The 16,126-nt window shown below is 41.1% G+C and carries 17 protein-coding genes and 2 tRNA genes; 11 read left to right on the plus strand and 8 right to left on the minus strand.

Annotated features, from left to right (window positions below; genetic code table 11):
* Nucleotides 1-112 precede the first annotated feature (112 nt).
* Entirely contained in the window at nt 113-667 is a 555-nt protein-coding gene (locus tag B0184_RS09355) for a methylated-DNA--[protein]-cysteine S-methyltransferase (protein ID WP_005709321.1), read from the minus strand.
* Between the two features lie 71 nt (nt 668-738).
* Nucleotides 739-2,187 carry an outer membrane protein transport protein gene (locus tag B0184_RS09360; RefSeq protein ID WP_005709333.1) on the minus strand — a complete coding sequence of 483 codons (1,449 nt, stop codon included), beginning with the start codon at nt 2,185-2,187 and terminating at the stop codon, nt 739-741.
* Between the two features lie 339 nt (nt 2,188-2,526).
* Here B0184_RS09360 and B0184_RS09365 point away from each other — a divergent pair, with 339 nt between their 5' ends.
* The 9 genes from B0184_RS09365 (at nt 2,527) to iscX (ending at nt 8,871) form a co-directional block, all read left to right on the plus strand.
* Complete coding sequence (locus tag B0184_RS09365) at nt 2,527-2,979, plus strand: Rrf2 family transcriptional regulator (protein WP_005709261.1); 453 nt, start codon at nt 2,527-2,529, stop codon at nt 2,977-2,979.
* A gap of 55 nt (nt 2,980-3,034) precedes the next feature.
* The gene (locus tag B0184_RS09370) at nt 3,035-4,261 is read left to right on the plus strand and encodes an IscS subfamily cysteine desulfurase (RefSeq protein WP_005706550.1); all 1,227 of its coding nucleotides are present in this window, start codon (nt 3,035-3,037) and stop codon (nt 4,259-4,261) included.
* A gap of 55 nt (nt 4,262-4,316) precedes the next feature.
* Nucleotides 4,317-4,700, plus strand: coding sequence for a Fe-S cluster assembly scaffold IscU (gene iscU / locus B0184_RS09375; RefSeq protein WP_005709337.1), 384 nt, complete (start codon nt 4,317-4,319; stop codon nt 4,698-4,700).
* 167 nt (nt 4,701-4,867) lie between these two features.
* Nucleotides 4,868-5,191 carry an iron-sulfur cluster assembly protein IscA gene (iscA, locus tag B0184_RS09380; RefSeq protein ID WP_005706573.1) on the plus strand — a complete coding sequence of 108 codons (324 nt, stop codon included), beginning with the start codon at nt 4,868-4,870 and terminating at the stop codon, nt 5,189-5,191.
* An 11-nt stretch (nt 5,192-5,202) separates the two neighbouring features.
* Nucleotides 5,203-5,724 carry a Fe-S protein assembly co-chaperone HscB gene (hscB, locus tag B0184_RS09385; protein WP_005709298.1) on the plus strand — a complete coding sequence of 174 codons (522 nt, stop codon included), beginning with the start codon at nt 5,203-5,205 and terminating at the stop codon, nt 5,722-5,724.
* Between the two features lie 78 nt (nt 5,725-5,802).
* Nucleotides 5,803-6,435, plus strand: a complete 633-nt coding sequence (locus tag B0184_RS09390; protein ID WP_039851512.1) for a DUF2625 family protein — start codon at nt 5,803-5,805, stop codon at nt 6,433-6,435.
* A gap of 35 nt (nt 6,436-6,470) precedes the next feature.
* Complete coding sequence (gene hscA, locus B0184_RS09395) at nt 6,471-8,324, plus strand: Fe-S protein assembly chaperone HscA (protein WP_005709342.1); 1,854 nt, start codon at nt 6,471-6,473, stop codon at nt 8,322-8,324.
* An 11-nt stretch (nt 8,325-8,335) separates the two neighbouring features.
* Nucleotides 8,336-8,677 carry an ISC system 2Fe-2S type ferredoxin gene (gene fdx / locus B0184_RS09400; RefSeq protein ID WP_005706571.1) on the plus strand — a complete coding sequence of 114 codons (342 nt, stop codon included), beginning with the start codon at nt 8,336-8,338 and terminating at the stop codon, nt 8,675-8,677.
* On the plus strand, nt 8,677-8,871 hold the full coding sequence (iscX, locus tag B0184_RS09405) for a Fe-S cluster assembly protein IscX (protein ID WP_005709277.1): 195 nt from the start codon (nt 8,677-8,679) through the stop codon (nt 8,869-8,871). The genes fdx and iscX overlap by 1 nt, the downstream gene beginning before the upstream one ends.
* 126 nt (nt 8,872-8,997) lie before the next feature.
* Here iscX and lysS read toward each other — a convergent pair whose 3' ends face one another.
* The 3 genes from lysS to folD all read right to left on the minus strand — a co-directional run bounded on the left by lysS (nt 8,998) and on the right by folD (nt 13,092).
* Nucleotides 8,998-10,500, minus strand: coding sequence for a lysine--tRNA ligase (gene lysS, locus B0184_RS09410; RefSeq protein ID WP_005709326.1), 1,503 nt, complete (start codon nt 10,498-10,500; stop codon nt 8,998-9,000).
* 134 nt (nt 10,501-10,634) lie between these two features.
* Entirely contained in the window at nt 10,635-12,110 is a 1,476-nt protein-coding gene (gene rng / locus B0184_RS09415) for a ribonuclease G (RefSeq protein ID WP_005709329.1), read from the minus strand.
* A 121-nt stretch (nt 12,111-12,231) separates the two neighbouring features.
* The gene (gene folD / locus B0184_RS09420) at nt 12,232-13,092 is read right to left on the minus strand and encodes a bifunctional methylenetetrahydrofolate dehydrogenase/methenyltetrahydrofolate cyclohydrolase FolD (protein WP_005709315.1); all 861 of its coding nucleotides are present in this window, start codon (nt 13,090-13,092) and stop codon (nt 12,232-12,234) included.
* Between the two features lie 175 nt (nt 13,093-13,267).
* On the opposite strand from folD, the gene B0184_RS09425 reads away from it, so the two are divergent.
* A tRNA-Pro gene (locus B0184_RS09425) sits at nt 13,268-13,344 on the plus strand.
* 48 nt (nt 13,345-13,392) lie between these two features.
* Nucleotides 13,393-13,469 (plus strand) — tRNA-Arg (locus tag B0184_RS09430).
* A 74-nt stretch (nt 13,470-13,543) separates the two neighbouring features.
* Here B0184_RS09430 and B0184_RS09435 read toward each other — a convergent pair.
* The 3 genes from B0184_RS09435 to B0184_RS09445 form a co-directional block, all read right to left on the minus strand.
* Complete coding sequence (locus tag B0184_RS09435; protein WP_005709268.1) at nt 13,544-14,551, minus strand: tyrosine-type recombinase/integrase; 1,008 nt, start codon at nt 14,549-14,551, stop codon at nt 13,544-13,546.
* The gene (locus B0184_RS09440; protein ID WP_078177679.1) at nt 14,461-14,751 is read right to left on the minus strand and encodes a helix-turn-helix domain-containing protein; all 291 of its coding nucleotides are present in this window, start codon (nt 14,749-14,751) and stop codon (nt 14,461-14,463) included. Before B0184_RS09440 ends, B0184_RS09435 begins: the two co-directional genes overlap by 91 nt.
* A 245-nt stretch (nt 14,752-14,996) precedes the next feature.
* Nucleotides 14,997-15,857 carry a phage antirepressor N-terminal domain-containing protein gene (locus tag B0184_RS09445; RefSeq protein ID WP_078177680.1) on the minus strand — a complete coding sequence of 287 codons (861 nt, stop codon included), beginning with the start codon at nt 15,855-15,857 and terminating at the stop codon, nt 14,997-14,999.
* Nucleotides 15,858-16,126: the final 269 nt, after the last annotated feature.

Genomic DNA, 16,126 nt, shown 5'->3' on the forward strand with positions numbered 1-16,126 from the left:
CGCTATAGTTGAAGATTCTTTTGTTACGATACACTTGATTATTTTATTTTGACAATAATTTTTTGGTTCATATTTCAAATATGGATTTCAAACCTCTTTGTCTATTATATTTTTAACGTTCCCAATGTTTAGTTTTGGGATTTACATATTCCACGCCATGATCTTTATAATCAACTCCTTCTAGCTGCAATAAGTAGCGTTTATTCGGAAGCCCGCCGCCGAATCCTGTCAGACTTTGATTTTTGCCGAGAACTCTGTGGCAAGGAATAAGAATTGAAATGGGATTACGCCCTACTGCCCCCCCCACCGCACGCATGGCATTAGGTTTACCAAGTTGCTGGGCAATTTCGCCGTAGCTTGTGATTTTACCGTAAGGAATTTGTCGGAGAATTTGCCAAACCGATTGCTGAAATGCTGTGCCTTGTGGAGCAAGAAAATCCAAATGCTGAAAATCGATTTTTTCGCCTTGAAAATAGCGGTCTAAAATTTCGCGTGTTTTGCAAAAGATTTCATAAATTGCACCGCTTGTATTGCTAACGGGAATGAAATTTTCAAGCTGAGTGGTAGGCTGTTCTTCGTTAAACTCAATAGCAATTAGCCCCGTTTCTTTCGCGAGTAAGAGCAGATTGCCAACGGGAGAGGGGTAATATTGATAGAAAATTGTCATAAAAATTCCAAGAGAAAAGGCGTGTAATCAGTTTACACGCCCCTGTTTTGAAATACTATGCTAAATTCTGGTTAGAATTTGTAGTTAAGATTTAAGCCGTATAAGTAACCACTTGCACGTACTTTAAATGTTGCTCCATCTTCACCAAAGCCAAATTTGGTGCCATGTAAGTAAGCGAAGCCAACATCTGTTGATAAATTCGGCGTGAATTTATAGGTTGCACCTGCAGAATACCACATGCGGTTAGTATCTGGGATTGAAATTGATGGATGATTTACGCTCGCACTACGGTCGTAAGCTAAACCTGCACGTAATGTTAAATCTTGTGTTGCATCATAAGATACACCTACTGCATAACGGTTTGTATCGCGGAATGCTTCATCTTTGTGCATGTAGTGAGCACTGCCATTCATGCTGTATGCGTCTAGGGTTTTTAAACGTGACCATTCAGTACGCTTCCAGCTATATTGTACGGCAAAACGATCCGTTAATTTATGGTAACCTGAAAGTTCCCAGTAAGCAGGGAGGTTAAGTGTTAATTTCCCATCACGTTCTTCACTATTTGTCGCAATCACAGAACCTAAGTTGGTTGAAAGCTCATTGCGATATTTACCTTTAAATTTCACATCTACCGCAGAATGGTAAGCTAAACCCCAACGGTTGTTTTCATTTAGCTCGTAAGCAAGACCAGCATTCCAACCGAATGACCATTTATTACCAGTGATACGGGTAAGTTCAGTTTCTTTTGTGTATGAAGATAGCGATGTTGCAAGAGCGTTTAAGCTGTTTGCTGCTTGTGCGGCTGTTGTTCCAACAGGAAATTGTGCAGCAATCGCTTGTAATTGCTTGTTAGCAGGTTGAGCAGCAGCTAAAGTAGTTAAGGATAATGATTGGTATGCGGCTGGAAGGTGTTGTAATGCAGTTGCACCTGCTCGAGCTCGTACAGCACCTGCTTTAGTGACAGCTACTTGATCACCTAATGTACGGCGAACTTCTGCTTTAGAATAAATTGCGTTTACACCCGCACCAAAGCTAAAACCGTTACCAATGTTATAAGCACCGCTTAAATTAAAGTTATGTGCTTGAAGTTCGGTTTGACCGCCTAATGTGCCTGCATTGTAGCTATTACTATATTCTGTACTTAAACCAAAATTGACGTTATAGCCTAAACCTACAGCGAATTTATCGTTAATTGGTGCAACAAAATAAGTATTTGGAATCACTTTGGTTGGAACAACATTGTTTTGGTTTGCAGAGTTGCCTAATTTAGTTTTGCCTTGAATGTGTAAATCGGTATCAACCAAAATGCCGCCCACAGACATTTCAGCCCCTTGGAATTTCATCATTAATGCCGGGTTCGTTGCGACGACAGAAGCATTGTCAGCAACGGCTGCGTTACCCGCATATGCCATACCTAAGCCTGATGTTGAAACTTCTGCTAATTGGAATGCCGCCGCATTTGCACCGCCTGCTGCAAGTGTTAATGCTGATGCAAGCAATGTTTTAGTAAATTTAGCCATTAATTGTCCTTTTAAAATCTTGAAATAAAAATATTATAGAGGGAAAAAATTGGCGGGAATTCTACGAAGTGAAATGTTTGATTGCAACTCAAAAAGGGAAATCAAGCAAGTGTTCCGACCAGTTGCAAGGGAACTTTTACCTCCTTTTCTATTTCATTTTAAGTTTAAATTCGCCTCCAAAACCTCTATAATAGTAGGGAAATTTCTTATCATTTGGTGAAACCTTTTAAAATGATAAGTGTAAATCAGTTCAATATACTTGACTAAAATAGTCAACTCCATCAAAATTCAAGCATATCCAATCTTTGATTGGATTTTTAATTAAATGAGGGCGAATTTATGAGATTAACGTCAAGAGGGCGTTATGCGGTAACCGCAATTTTAGATATTGCGATTCACGGTAAAAAAGAGCCTGTCAGTCTTGCGGATATTGCAGATCGTCAAGCAATTTCACTTTCTTATTTAGAGCAGCTTTTCGCACAATTACGCCGTGAGGGGATTGTACATAGCGTACGAGGACCTGGCGGTGGTTATAAATTAGAAAAAGATCCGAAAGAGATTACGGTGGGTATGATTATTTCGGCAGTAAATGAGAATGTGGATGTGACCAAATGTAAAGGTAACGGCAACTGTCGCAAAGATTCGCAATGTTTAACTCACACGCTTTGGGAACGCCTAGAAGATCAAATCGGAATGTTCCTTAATACGGTATCACTTGAAGATCTTGTTCAGGAAAATGCAGACCACGATTGCGAAGAATCGCATTGCCATGAACATCATCACCACCATTAAACAAAGATTTCATTAAAAATAACCGCTTGTAGGCGAGTTAGGAGTAACCATAACAATGTCAGTAAAATTACCTATTTACTTAGATTATGCGGCAACTACGCCAATGGACGAACGCGTTGCCCAAAAAATGATGCAATATATGACCAAAGATGGCATCTTTGGTAACCCTGCTTCACGTTCGCACAAATTCGGTTGGGAAGCAGAAGAAGCGGTTGATGTTGCACGTAACCAAATTGCGGACTTAATCGGTGCTGATGCACGTGAAATCGTGTTCACTTCAGGTGCAACCGAGTCAGATAACCTTGCAATCAAAGGTGCAGCACACTTCTACCAAACTAAAGGTAAACACATCATCACAGTGAAAACCGAACACAAGGCGGTATTAGATACTTGCCGTCAGTTAGAGCGCGAAGGCTTTGAAGTGACTTACTTAGACCCAGAAGAAGATGGCTTGCTCGATTTAGAAAAATTCAAAGCAGCTATTCGTCCAGATACTATCTTGGTTTCTGTCATGCACGTTAATAACGAAATGGGTGTGATTCAAGACATCGCGGCAATCGGTGAAATCTGCCGTGCTAACAAAATCATTTTCCACGTTGATGCGACGCAATCTGTGGGTAAAGTGCCAGTAAATGTTCACGAATTAAAAGTAGATTTAATGTCATTCTCTAGCCACAAATTATACGGACCAAAAGGTATCGGTGGCTTATATGTTTGCCGTAAACCACGCGTGCGTTTAGAAGCAATTATTCATGGTGGTGGTCACGAGCGTGGTATGCGTTCAGGTACATTACCGGTTCACCAAATCGTGGGTATGGGTGAAGCGTATCGTATCGCAAAAGAAGAGATGACCGAAGAAATGGCACGCTTAACTAAGTTACGTGACCGCCTATATAACGGCTTCAAAGATATTGAAGAAGTGTATGTAAACGGCTCAATGGAACCAGGTAAACGTGTAGGCTCAAACTTAAATATTAGTTTCAACTTCGTAGAAGGTGAGTCATTAATGATGGCATTACGCGACATTGCAGTTTCATCTGGTTCAGCTTGTACTTCTGCAAGTTTAGAGCCTTCTTATGTGTTACGTGCTATCGGTCGTGATGATGAATTAGCTCACAGCTCAATTCGTTTCACATTAGGTCGTTGGACAACAGAAGAAGAAATTGACTACACTATCGAATTAGTGAAAAAAGCGATTGTGAAATTACGAGATCTTTCTCCACTTTGGGAAATGTTCAAAGAAGGTGTAGATTTAAGCAAAATTGAGTGGAATCACCACTAATAAGATTAACTTCCTTCTTTATTAAAGAGGGAGATAAAATAGAAGGAACAATAAAATGGCATACAGTGAAAAAGTAATCGACCACTACGAAAATCCACGTAACGTAGGTACATTCGACAAAGAAGCATCAGACATCGGTACTGGTATGGTGGGTGCACCTGCGTGTGGTGATATCTTACGCTTACAAATCAAAGTAAACGATGCTGGCATTATCGAAGATGCACGCTTTAAAGCCTACGGTTGTGGTTCTGCAATCGCTTCAAGCTCACTGATTACCGAATGGGTAAAAGGTAAATCTTTAGAAGAAGCGGGTGCAATTAAAAATAGCGACATCGCAGAAGAGTTAGAATTACCGCCTGTGAAAGTTCACTGCTCAATTCTTGCAGAAGATGCAATCAAAGCAGCAATCGCAGATTACAAAGAAAAACAAGCTAAATAATTTAACAAGCGGTTGATTTTGCAAAAATTTTGCGAATTCCGACCGCTTCTGTTTTATAGGGTATATCAGCTTGCTGATTCAGGCTCTTCGTGCGTGAACTTCGTTCACATACCCTACAATGTTTCGTAAAATATGATTTTCTTCATTTAAGATATTAGGAATATATTATGGCAATTACATTAACAGAAACTGCCGCAAACCGCGTGCGCACTTTCCTTGAGAACCGAGGAAAAGGCATTGGCTTACGCTTAGGCGTGAAAACCTCGGGCTGTTCAGGATTGGCGTATGTGTTGGAATTCGTTGATGTATTAAATGAAGACGATCAAATATTCGAGCAACACGGCGTAAAAGTGATTGTGGACGAAAAAAGCCTCACTTACCTTGATGGCACGGAGTTAGATTTTGTGAAAGAAGGCTTAAATGAAGGCTTTAAATACAGCAACCCAAATGTAAAAAATGAATGCGGTTGTGGTGAGAGTTTTAATGTGTAAGGAGTAAGAAAATGACTAACGCTTTTTTACTTTTTGGTTTGCCCGTGCAGTTTCAAATTGACCAAGCAGCACTTTCTGCCCGTTATTTAGAGCTACAAAAAGAGCTTCATCCAGATAATTACGCAAACAGTTCTACAGCCGAGCAACGTCTTGCAATTGAAAAATCAGCTGATGTAAACCAAGCATTAAATGTGCTGAAAGATCCGATTTTGCGTGCCGAAGAGATTATTAAGATTGAAACGGGTGTAGAGAAAAACCTCGAAGAAAAAAGTATGCGAGATGTTGAATTCCTAATGCAACAGATGGAATGGCATGAAACCCTTGAAAGCATTGAACATAAAAAAGATGAAGAGGCTTTAACCCACTTTCTAAAACAGATCAAAGCCGAGCAGAAAAAAGTTTTAATCGAATTAGAAGAAACGCTAAATCAAAAAAATTGGCAGCAGGCAAACGCATTAACAGATCGTTTGCGTTATTTTAAAAAGCTGATTATTCAGATTGAGAAGGTTGAAGAGACGTTTTTCGAAATGTAATCTTGAGTAGAGGTGGGATTTATTTCCACTCCTACGCTTAACCTCATCAAGCGGTCGATTTTTAGAGATATTTTACCGATGAAAACCCTAGAAGAATTATTAGATAAAAATTCAGCGTGGTTGATTTTGCGTGATTGGTTTACTCAAGCAAAAAATCACTACGAAATTTTAGCTAGCTACTCTGAAGATGCAGCTGCTGCGTTAGTTGGAATGCAACTACCAACCCGTTCACCGCTTGGTGCGATTGTGTATGAAACAGGTGGTGTGTTAATCGATCACGGTTGGTTGCGCATTTTAGGTTCAGGCAACGAAAAATTACCGCGTGGTTTATTTGATTGGAACTTCGGTAAAACTTTCAAACAATCGGGCGAGCAGCCCAGTTACTTATTAGTAGCAGATGATGCAATTGGTGGTTACTTTGCGATTAACGCTGGCAGTTTAGGCGATAAAATTGGGCAAGTGTATTATCATCACCCGAAAAAGAAAACGTGGGAACCTTTGAACTTAGGCTATTCTGAATTTTTGGGCTGGGCATTATCAGGCGATTTAAACGATTTCTACCAAGATTTACGTTGGGATAATTGGCAAAATGATATTAAAGAACTGCAAGGTCATCAAGTGTTAGAGCTTGAAAGCAAAATCGCTGTGCCTGTGGAACGCCACTATCAAGGTGTGTTTGCTCCTGAAAATATGGGTTATTCAGTAGCCTAAAATAAATTAAAACAAGAAATAGAGAAGAGATAATAATGGCATTACTTCAAATCGCTGAACCAGGGCAAACTGCTGCACCGCACCAAGCACGCTTGGCGGTGGGGATTGATCTTGGGACAACGAATTCATTGGTTGCAACTGTGCGAAGTGGCACGGCAACCGTGTTATTAGATGAAAAAGAGCGGGCGTTAGTGCCGTCGGTGGTGCATTACACGGAAAACGAGAAAACCGTGGGTGTAGAAGGTTTTGCATTTGCAGCTGTTGATCCGCAAAACACCGTGATTTCAGCCAAACGCTTAATTGGGCGTTCGCTTGCCGATGTGCAAAAACGCTACCCTGATTTACCTTATCAATTTATGGCGAGCTATAACGGCTTACCGTTAATCCAAACTAAACAAGGCAATAAAAGCCCTGTGGAAGTATCAGCAGATATTTTGGCACACTTAAACCGCTTTGCTGAACAACGCCTAGCGGGCGAATTGTCGGGCGTGGTCATTACTGTGCCTGCTTATTTTGATGATGCTCAACGTCAAAGTACTAAAGATGCGGCACGTTTAGCAGGTTTGAATGTATTGCGTTTATTAAATGAGCCAACTGCAGCAGCGATTGCTTATGGCTTAGATAGTGGACAAGAAGGCATTATTGCGGTTTACGATTTAGGTGGCGGCACATTCGATATTTCAATTTTGCGTTTAAGTCGAGGCGTGTTTGAAGTATTGGCAACAGGTGGTGACACCGCATTAGGTGGCGATGACTTCGACCTCTTATTAGCAAACTGGATTACTGAACAAGCAGGCGTGCAACCCCAAAATGCGAATGAACAACGTGAACTATTAACTCTTGCCACTCAAACCAAAATTGCCCTTTCACAAGCGGTCGAAATTGAAGTGAAATTTGCAAATTGGACAGGTACGGTCAGCCGTTCGCAATTTAACGAGTTAATTAAACCGCTTGTTAAACGTTCGTTAATGACTTGCCGCCGAGCATTGAAAGATGCGGGCGTGGAAGGTGAAGAGATCCAAGAAGTTGTGATGGTTGGCGGTTCAACCCGTGTACCATTTGTGCGTGAACAAGTGGGTGAGTTCTTCGGTAAAACGCCATTAACGTCGATTGACCCAGATAAAGTGGTTGCTCTTGGCGCAGCCATTCAGGCGGATATTCTGGTCGGCAATAAGCCCGATGCGGATATGTTATTACTCGATGTGGTACCACTTTCGCTTGGTATTGAAACCATGGGCGGTTTGGTGGAGAAAATCATTCCACGCAACACCACCATTCCTGTAGCACGTGCACAAGAGTTTACCACTGCGAAAGATGGCCAAACCGCGATGTCTGTTCACGTTCTACAAGGTGAGCGTGAATTGGTGGAAGATTGTCGTTCACTTGGCCGTTTTACTCTGCGTGGCATTCCGCCGATGGTGGCAGGGGCAGCAACCATTCGCGTGACTTATCAAGTCGATGCTGATGGTTTGTTGAGTGTAACAGCAATGGAAAAATCCACTAAAGTGCAGGCTTCGATTCAGATCAAGCCATCTTATGGCTTAACCGATGAAGAAGTAACCCAGATGATCAAGTCTTCAATGGAAAATGCCAAAGAAGATATGGAAGCTCGCCAGCTTGCAGAGCAACGTGTAGAAGCTGATCGTGTGATTGATACTGTGATTTCAGCTCTCCAAGAAGATGGGGCAGAAGTACTTTCCGTTGAGGAATTTAAAACCATTGAAGCGGAAATTCAAAAGTTGATTGATTTAAAACAAGGTTCAGATAGAGCAGCGATTGCCCAAGGGATTAAAGAGCTTGACCATGCTACCCAAGCATTTGCAGCAAAACGAATGAATTTATCAATTCAAAAAGCATTAGCGGGTAAAGCCGTTGATGAGATTATTTAAAAGAGGATAATATGCCAAAAGTAGTTTTTCTTCCCCATGAAGAATTTTGCCCAGAGGGTATGGTTGTTGAAGCCAATGAAGGCGATAATTTATTAGAAGTAGCACACAATGCGGGCGTGGAAATTCACCATGCGTGTGATGGTTCTTGTGCTTGCACGACTTGCCACGTTGTGATTCGTGAAGGGTTCGATTCTTTAAACGAAAGTTCAGATCAAGAAGAAGATATGTTGGACAAAGCTTGGGGCTTAGAAATGGAAAGCCGTCTAAGCTGCCAATGTGTGATTGGTGATGAAGACTTAGTAGTTGAAATTCCAAAATATAACCTTAACCACGCAAACGAGGCTGCACACTAATGAAATGGACTGATATACAAGATATTGCGTGGGCGTTGTACGATCGCGATCCTGATTTAAACCCTGTAACCGTGCGTTTTACTGATATGCACCAATGGATCTGCGAATTAGAAGAGTTTGATGACGATCCTGAAGGCTCAAATGAATCAATCCTTGAAGCAATTTTGTTAAAGTGGATTGAAGAGTACGAGTAGATAAGAAAAATGCTTTTACTGAATGGTAAAAGCATTTTTTATGGCATATGGAATAGAAGGCCTTGGCATATAGGCCCCAAAAGCATAATCCCAACAGATTATGCCTTTTTCACTTTTTAACCTATCTTATTTCTGACGCATTGCAGGGAATAAGATCACATCACGGATAGATGGTGCATTGGCGAAAATCATCGCTAAGCGGTCAATTCCTAAGCCTTCGCCCGCTGTTGGTGGTAAGCCGTGTTCGAGTGCTACCACGAAGTCATCGTCGAAGAACATTGCTTCATCGTCACCTGCTTCTTTCGCAGCCACTTGTGCGTGGAAACGTTCTGCTTGGTCTTCCGCATCGTTTAACTCTGAGAAGCCGTTACCGATTTCGCGTCCACCGATGAATAATTCGAAGCGGTCGGTCACTTCTGGGTTCTCATCATTACGGCGTGCAAGCGGTGAAATTTCCGCAGGGTGTGCCATTAAGAAGGTTGGTTGAATCAATTGATGTTCTGCCACTTCTTCAAAAATCGCATTTACCACAGAACCTAAGCCCCAAGATTTTTGGATTTCAATGCCTAAGCCTTTCGCAATTTCCACTGATTTTTCGAAATTGTCTAAATCTTCGCGTTTAATGCCGTTGCCGTATTTTACAATCGCATCGTGCATAGTGATACGCTCGAATGGTTTGCCGAAATCGAAGGTATATTCGCCGTAAGGCACGGTAGTTGTGCCAAGAATATCAATCGCTAATTTGCGTAATAATTCTTCGGTGTTGTCCATTAAATCGTGGTAGTCCGCATAAGCTTGGTAGTATTCAATCATTGTGAATTCTGGGTTATGACGAACTGAAACGCCCTCGTTACGGAAGTTACGGTTTAACTCAAACACACGCTCAAAGCCGCCTACGACAAGACGTTTTAAGTAAAGCTCAGGGGCAATACGTAAATACATATCCACGTCTAATGCGTTGTGGTGCGTGATAAATGGTTTTGCTGCCGCACCGCCTGGAATCACTTGCAACATTGGGGTTTCCACTTCGATAAAGTCTTTATCTAAAAAGAATTGGCGAATGCCAGAAACCACTTTTGAACGAATAATAAACGCACGACGAGACTCTTCGTTCGCGATTAAATCTAAATAACGTTGGCGGTAACGAATTTCTTGGTCAGTTAAGCCTTTGTGTTTGTTTGGCAGTGGACGAAGGGATTTGGTTAAAAGCTGTAATTCTCTGGCACGCACGGTTAATTCACCTGTTTTAGTTTTGAACAGTGTACCTTTTACGCCGATGATATCGCCTAAATCCAATAAACCTACTGTGTTTTGGTATTCACCTTCAGGCAAGTTATCGCGTGCTACATAAAGTTGGATCTGACCACTCACATCTTGAATGGTAATAAAAGTTGCCTTACCCATTACACGGCGCAACATTACACGCCCCGCCACCACCGCTGGAATCGCTTTTTCTTTTAACTCTTCGCCATCTACATCGTTGTATTTTGCGTGTAAATCCTCCGCCTTATCTTCGCGACGGAACGTATTCGGGAACGGATTACCACGTTCACGCAATTGGGCTAATTTTTCACGGCGAGCGATCATTTCACCATTCAGATCTAATTCTGTATTTTCTACTTCAGACATTTTGTTACCTTTTGGGTTAAATTTTGGAAAAAAACGCTCGAATTATAGCGGATTTTGCAGGCTTTTGGTAGGAAACAAGCGATCGAAATTCGCAAAAGATTGGCAAAATTCAACCGCTTGCAATAAGAGAAAAGTTACATCACCACCACATCAAACTGATCTTGGTGGTAATAAGGTTCTAATTTTACCTCGACTTTTTTGCCAATAAAGGCTTCAAGTTCGGCAAGGGAGGCGTGGCTTTCTTCGTTAATTAAATATTCCGCCACTTCTTTAGAGGCATAAATTCGCACTTTTTCGGTGTTAAATAAGTGATGCACACGGACTACTTCACGCAGTATTTCATAGCACACAGTTTCCACCGTTTTGATTTTGCCACGACCTTTACAAGCGGAGCAGTCGCAGCAGAGAATGTGTTCAAGGCTTTCGCGCGTACGTTTGCGAGTCATTTCTACCAAGCCAAGTTGGGTAAAACCATTCACATTAGTTTTGACACGATCATTTTTCAAAGCAATTTCAAGTGCTTCAAGTACTAATTTGCGGTGCTCTTCATCTTGCATATCAATAAAATCAATAATGATAATCCCACCTAAATTTCGCAATTGCAGTTGATGTGCAATAGCTTGCGTGGCTTCAATATTGGTATTGAAAATGGTGTGTGCTAAATTGCGTGAACCGACAAAAGCGCCCGTGTTGATGTCAATTGTAGTCATCGCTTCGGTTTGCTCGATGATTAAATAACCGCCCGATTTAAGGTTTACACGTTTATCTAAAGCACGCTGAATCGCCTCTTCCACACCGTAAGCATCAAATAAGGTTTGTGTGCCGCTATAAAGAGTAACACTGTCGGTAAGCTCTGGCATGAATTCTGATAAGAACTCTTTGACTTGCTCGTAAGTGATTTTAGAATCAATTTTAACTGAGCAAATGTGCGTGCCGACAAAATCACGCAATACACGTTGTGCTAATGCTAGTTCACCGTAAAGCATTGATTTGGTCGGGTATTTTCCTTTACGTTCTAATACTTTTCGCCATAAACGTTTTAAAAAAGCCGCATCTTGCTCGAGGCACTCTTCGTTTACTTCCTCTGCAGCAGTGCGGACAATAAAACCGCCAAGCTCATCGCAATAGGGATCTACAAGGGCTTTTAAACGACAGCGTTCTGCTTCGCTTTCGATACGTTGTGAAACGCCTACATAACTATTTTCAGGCATAAAAACCAAATAGCGAGAAGGCAGGGTAATATCGGTGGTTAAGCGCGCCCCCTTTGTGCCAAGCGGATCTTTCACCACTTGCACAACAATATCTTGTCCTTCACGCACCAATTCGCTGATGTTTTTCACCACAAATTGTTTTTTCTCATTTTCATCTACGCATTCGGTGTGCGAAACAATATCAGAGGCGTGCAAAAACGCAGCTTTTTCTAAACCAATATCCACAAAAGCAGATTGCATCCCCGGTAACACTCGGGTAACTCGCCCTTTGTAAATATTGCCCACAATCCCACGTTTTGCCTCACGCTCAATATGAAGCTCTTTCAAAATCCCGTTTTCAACCAATGCTACCCGTGTTTCACTTGGGGTCACATTCACCAATAATTCAGCACCACTCATTTTGTTATTCCTTAAAAATTGATTGTAGTAAGTTTAACACTTTGTAAAAGTGCTGTAAAAATTAACCACTTGAGATGAAAATAAAAAAGCCTAATACTATTCAATATTAGGCTCTCAAAAATTACGAATTCACTATATGTTCTTCGTACGCTTGCAAAGTATTTTGCATCAACATCGCAACCGTCATTGGACCAACGCCACCTGGCACTGGAGTAATGAAATCAGCTCGTTCAGCAGCTGCTGCAAAAGCAACATCACCTTTTAATTTGCCGTCTGCTCCACGGTTAATCCCTACATCAATCACAATCGCACCTTCTTTTATCCATTTACCTGGGATAAATTCAGATTTACCCACTGCAACAACTAAAATATCTGCTTGGCGAACGTGGCTTTCTAAATCTTGGGTAAAGCGATGAGTTACAGTAACGGTACAACCACCTAGCAATAATTCTAATGCCATTGGGCGCCCTACGATATTCGAAGCACCTATGATCACTGCATGTTTGCCATATAAATTTACACCTGTGGTCTCAAGCAATTTCATCACGCCATATGGAGTGCAAGAGCGTAAAGTTGGAATACGTTGGCATAAACGACCTACGTTATAAGGATGAAAACCATCTACATCTTTATGTGGTGCAATTGCTTCAATAACTTTGGTGGAATCAATCTGTTTTGGTAAAGGTAGCTGAACTAAGATACCATCAATAGCCTCATCGTGATTAAGTTCATCAATTAAAGAGAGTAATTCAGATTCAGATGTCGTTTCAGGTAGATCGTAAGATTTAGAAAAGATGCCAATTTCTTCACAACTACGGCGTTTGCTGCCAACATAAACTTGTGAAGCAGGATCAGCCCCCACTAAGATCACGGCTAAACCTGGTGCACGCTTTCCTTGAGCAATATGTCCTGCAATTTTGGTCGCAATATTAGCTTTGATATTTTTAGATAATTCAGTACCTGAAATGATTCGGGCTGTCATAAACTCTCCTTAAATGAGATAGCAATGATGATACGAAAATGTTTTCCATTTTCTCAAAAAAAAGACTTTTTGATAAGTAAATTTTAATAAACGGATAAAACTCAATCATTTAGTAGAAATATAGTGATTTTTATTTGACAAGAAAAACCATCTCTCTATAATAAACGGCACTTATCGGCGAGTAGCGCAGCTTGGTAGCGCAACTGGTTTGGGACCAGTGGGTCGTAGGTTCAAATCCTATCTCGCCGACCATTCTTTTTTATTTCAGAAATCCTTTCTTAAAATAATTATCTTAACAATGCGCCCTTAGCTCAGCTGGATAGAGCAACGCCCTTCTAAGGCGTGGGTCAAAGGTTCGAATCCTTTAGGGCGTGCCATTTAAAACCTTTTAAAATCAATCACTTAGCCTTATAGGTAACGTTGATTTTTTGTGTTACGTTTTGGGATTGTGTCAAAATTGTGTCGTAAATTTTACGCTACCTGCGTGTGCCATTAAGTGATCAGCATTTAAGTGAGCGTATTTCTTAACCATTTCTAACGTTTCCCAACCACCTAGCTCTTTCAATGTAAACAGAGGCGTTCCCGCTTGTACGTGCCAACTTGCCCAAGTGTGGCGGAGATCGTGAAAGTGGAAATCTTGTAACATTGTTAGTCTAGTTGCTCGGTCAAAGGTTTTTCTGTTAATATCATCGACGGGATTTCCTTTGGCTGAAACAAAAACATATTTACTATGTTTCCCTTTCTGGTTGTGTAACAATTGGATAGCTTCGTCATTTAACAGTAGCGATCTTGCCTTCTCTGATTTAGCAATATCGTTACTTACAATGGCAATTTTCCGCTTAAAATCAATTTTATCCCACGTCATTGTGAGAATTTCGGTTCTTCTTGCTCCTGTCATTAAAGCAAAAGAACAGATGGCTTTCATCCAATCTGTACCGATATTCGAAATGAGCCGTCTAGCTTGTTCTTGGGTTATCCAACGAACACGTATCGGCGGCTCTTTTTTCTTAGGGAAATGCGGCATTTTATCTATATATCCCGCCTGATAAGCTAGATTAAAAATTCGAGCGAGTGATTTGATATATTTATTTTTAGTCGCATTAGATAACGGCTTACCTGTGCTTTGACTAACTTGAGGTAAGGCATTTACTGCTTCTGCCCCTGTGATCGTACTAAGTCCGCGACCCGCAAAAATAGAACGCCAATAAATAGCATGCCTTTTCTTGGTTGCTTGATCGGCTAAACCAGCAGATTGTTTCAAGTAGTCTAATAATGCCTGTTCAAATAAATAATCAGGTTGCTCATCTAGTTTATCTAACCGCCACATTTCTGTTCGGATTTTATTATAGAATTCTTGGGCTTCTCTTTTTATCGCTGTGCCAGTAGAGCGTCTAACTCTTTTACCGCTTGGCGTTGTGAAATCAACCCAATAGATTTGGTCTCTTTTGTAGATCGACATAAGTTTACCTCTTCGACCGACAAAGCTAATCGGTCTGGATTATTTGCCTTTTCTTTGTGAAGATCAAGCTCTGATTTGGTTACTCTCCATACTTTTGATCCTGCCATTTTAAAAAATCCCCAATTTTTTCTATGCCTGTAAACTGTTTGATAGTGGCAATTTAAGTATTCAGCAGCTTGAGAAATTGTTAATGTTTCCATTTTTTCTCTCCAAATAAAACGCCCTTAAAACTAAGGGCGTGGGTTTATAGAATCATTTTTGCGAGTTGGTTAAAGGCAGCGTAGCCTTTGTACCAGTATTCGATGTTGCCTGTTTGGTAGAAGTTGTGCCAGTACCATTTGATTTGTAGGCGGAGTTATTTTTCAGTCATGGTGCATTCCTTAAATTTAAGGAGTGGGAAACCGCCTCACGTTATTTCAGGTGAGGTCGGTTGAGTATTTAAGGATTATTTAAATACTGCGACTGAGGTTGCGGATTCGTTGTAGTGTCCGATTGCAAGCGGTCGGCGATTGGTACGGTTGATGCGGTCGTTGATTTTTCTGACGGCTGGGTTGGTGGTGCGAATATATCGCTGAACCACGTCCAAGTTAAATTCTACGCTGTTTTGCTGATGACTACGGAATGGGCGTAATGTGTGCATTAGGGTTTCTACGCTTTCGGAAAATCTTGTGACGGCGTAGTAGAAGTTCTGCCAGTCGAGCCATTCTTGTTCGGTTAGCTCCAGATTATCCATTCGGTCAATCGGGGAGTAGCTGTTGCCGAGTGTGGCTAGAAAGCTGATGGCATCTTCAAATTGTGAGGGTTTGAGTTGGTCGTATTTGCCCACTTTAAACAGACTTTTGAGTTGGCGATAGATTTCTGCGTAACTCATTCCAGTACGGTGATGAGCTTTTACGACTGCCTCTTGGATTGCTTGCTGTTGTTCTGGGTTAATCGTGCGTTCGGCTTTTCCTTTAAACCAGTAGTCGTGCAATGCTTGGTAGCACTCTTTTTTGTATTTGATTAAGGTTTTACGAATTTCGGGTTTGCAACGGTTTACGTCAATGCCGAATAACCAGCCATTTAAGTATTCGATGGGTAGGCAGACCATTTCACGATTTTTACCGTCTTCTGCAACCATTCGTATGATAAGAATACATTGAGAAAGTATTTCATCACGATTCATTCTCTCAAATTGAGCGTGCCACGATAGCCCAATATTTTCGCAGATCGGTTTCATTGCGGTGTAATGCACGCCATCTTGTTCAAAAGTAACGAGAGATTGATTATTGAATGAGATAGTTTGAGTAGAGATTTGATTTGACATTTTTTGTACCTGAAATTTTAGTTAGTAATTGATCAACTTTAGTATGGTTGATCGGGCTTCAACTACCGATTTCAGACGGCGGAACTTATTTCCCGTAGGTATTGTATTAGGCTCTCTCGACCCGATCATTGATTTTACTAAATGCTTAAATATAAGAATTTGCAAAATTTAGGTACAAAAAAACCGCTTTTTGATCGGAGCGTTTAATAACCGACTGAAATAGATAGTGCGGTAATCATAATCCGATGTGAGCGGTGTTGTCAATTAGA

Origin of the sequence: Haemophilus paraphrohaemolyticus (assembly GCF_002015045.1) — a bacterium.
GTDB lineage: Bacteria > Pseudomonadota > Gammaproteobacteria > Enterobacterales > Pasteurellaceae > Haemophilus_A > Haemophilus_A paraphrohaemolyticus.

Excerpts from the sequence above, each read along its gene's own strand:
- B0184_RS09440 (WP_078177679.1), bottom strand. The coding sequence starts at position 14,751 with ATGGAAACATTAACAATTTCTCAAGCTGCTGAATACTTAAATTGCCAC.
- folD (WP_005709315.1), bottom strand. The coding sequence starts at position 13,092 with ATGACAGCCCGAATCATTTCAGGTACTGAATTATCTAAAAATATCAAA.
- iscA (WP_005706573.1), top strand. The coding sequence starts at position 4,868 with ATGGCAATTACATTAACAGAAACTGCCGCAAACCGCGTGCGCACTTTC.
- B0184_RS09360 (WP_005709333.1), bottom strand. The coding sequence starts at position 2,187 with ATGGCTAAATTTACTAAAACATTGCTTGCATCAGCATTAACACTTGCA.
- iscX (WP_005709277.1), top strand. The coding sequence starts at position 8,677 with ATGAAATGGACTGATATACAAGATATTGCGTGGGCGTTGTACGATCGC.
- hscB (WP_005709298.1), top strand. The coding sequence starts at position 5,203 with ATGACTAACGCTTTTTTACTTTTTGGTTTGCCCGTGCAGTTTCAAATT.
- iscU (WP_005709337.1), top strand. The coding sequence starts at position 4,317 with ATGGCATACAGTGAAAAAGTAATCGACCACTACGAAAATCCACGTAAC.
- B0184_RS09445 (WP_078177680.1), bottom strand. The coding sequence starts at position 15,857 with ATGTCAAATCAAATCTCTACTCAAACTATCTCATTCAATAATCAATCT.
- hscA (WP_005709342.1), top strand. The coding sequence starts at position 6,471 with ATGGCATTACTTCAAATCGCTGAACCAGGGCAAACTGCTGCACCGCAC.
- B0184_RS09370 (WP_005706550.1), top strand. The coding sequence starts at position 3,035 with ATGTCAGTAAAATTACCTATTTACTTAGATTATGCGGCAACTACGCCA.
- lysS (WP_005709326.1), bottom strand. The coding sequence starts at position 10,500 with ATGTCTGAAGTAGAAAATACAGAATTAGATCTGAATGGTGAAATGATC.
- B0184_RS09435 (WP_005709268.1), bottom strand. The coding sequence starts at position 14,551 with ATGTCGATCTACAAAAGAGACCAAATCTATTGGGTTGATTTCACAACG.
- fdx (WP_005706571.1), top strand. The coding sequence starts at position 8,336 with ATGCCAAAAGTAGTTTTTCTTCCCCATGAAGAATTTTGCCCAGAGGGT.
- B0184_RS09355 (WP_005709321.1), bottom strand. The coding sequence starts at position 667 with ATGACAATTTTCTATCAATATTACCCCTCTCCCGTTGGCAATCTGCTC.
- B0184_RS09365 (WP_005709261.1), top strand. The coding sequence starts at position 2,527 with ATGAGATTAACGTCAAGAGGGCGTTATGCGGTAACCGCAATTTTAGAT.
- B0184_RS09390 (WP_039851512.1), top strand. The coding sequence starts at position 5,803 with ATGAAAACCCTAGAAGAATTATTAGATAAAAATTCAGCGTGGTTGATT.
- rng (WP_005709329.1), bottom strand. The coding sequence starts at position 12,110 with ATGAGTGGTGCTGAATTATTGGTGAATGTGACCCCAAGTGAAACACGG.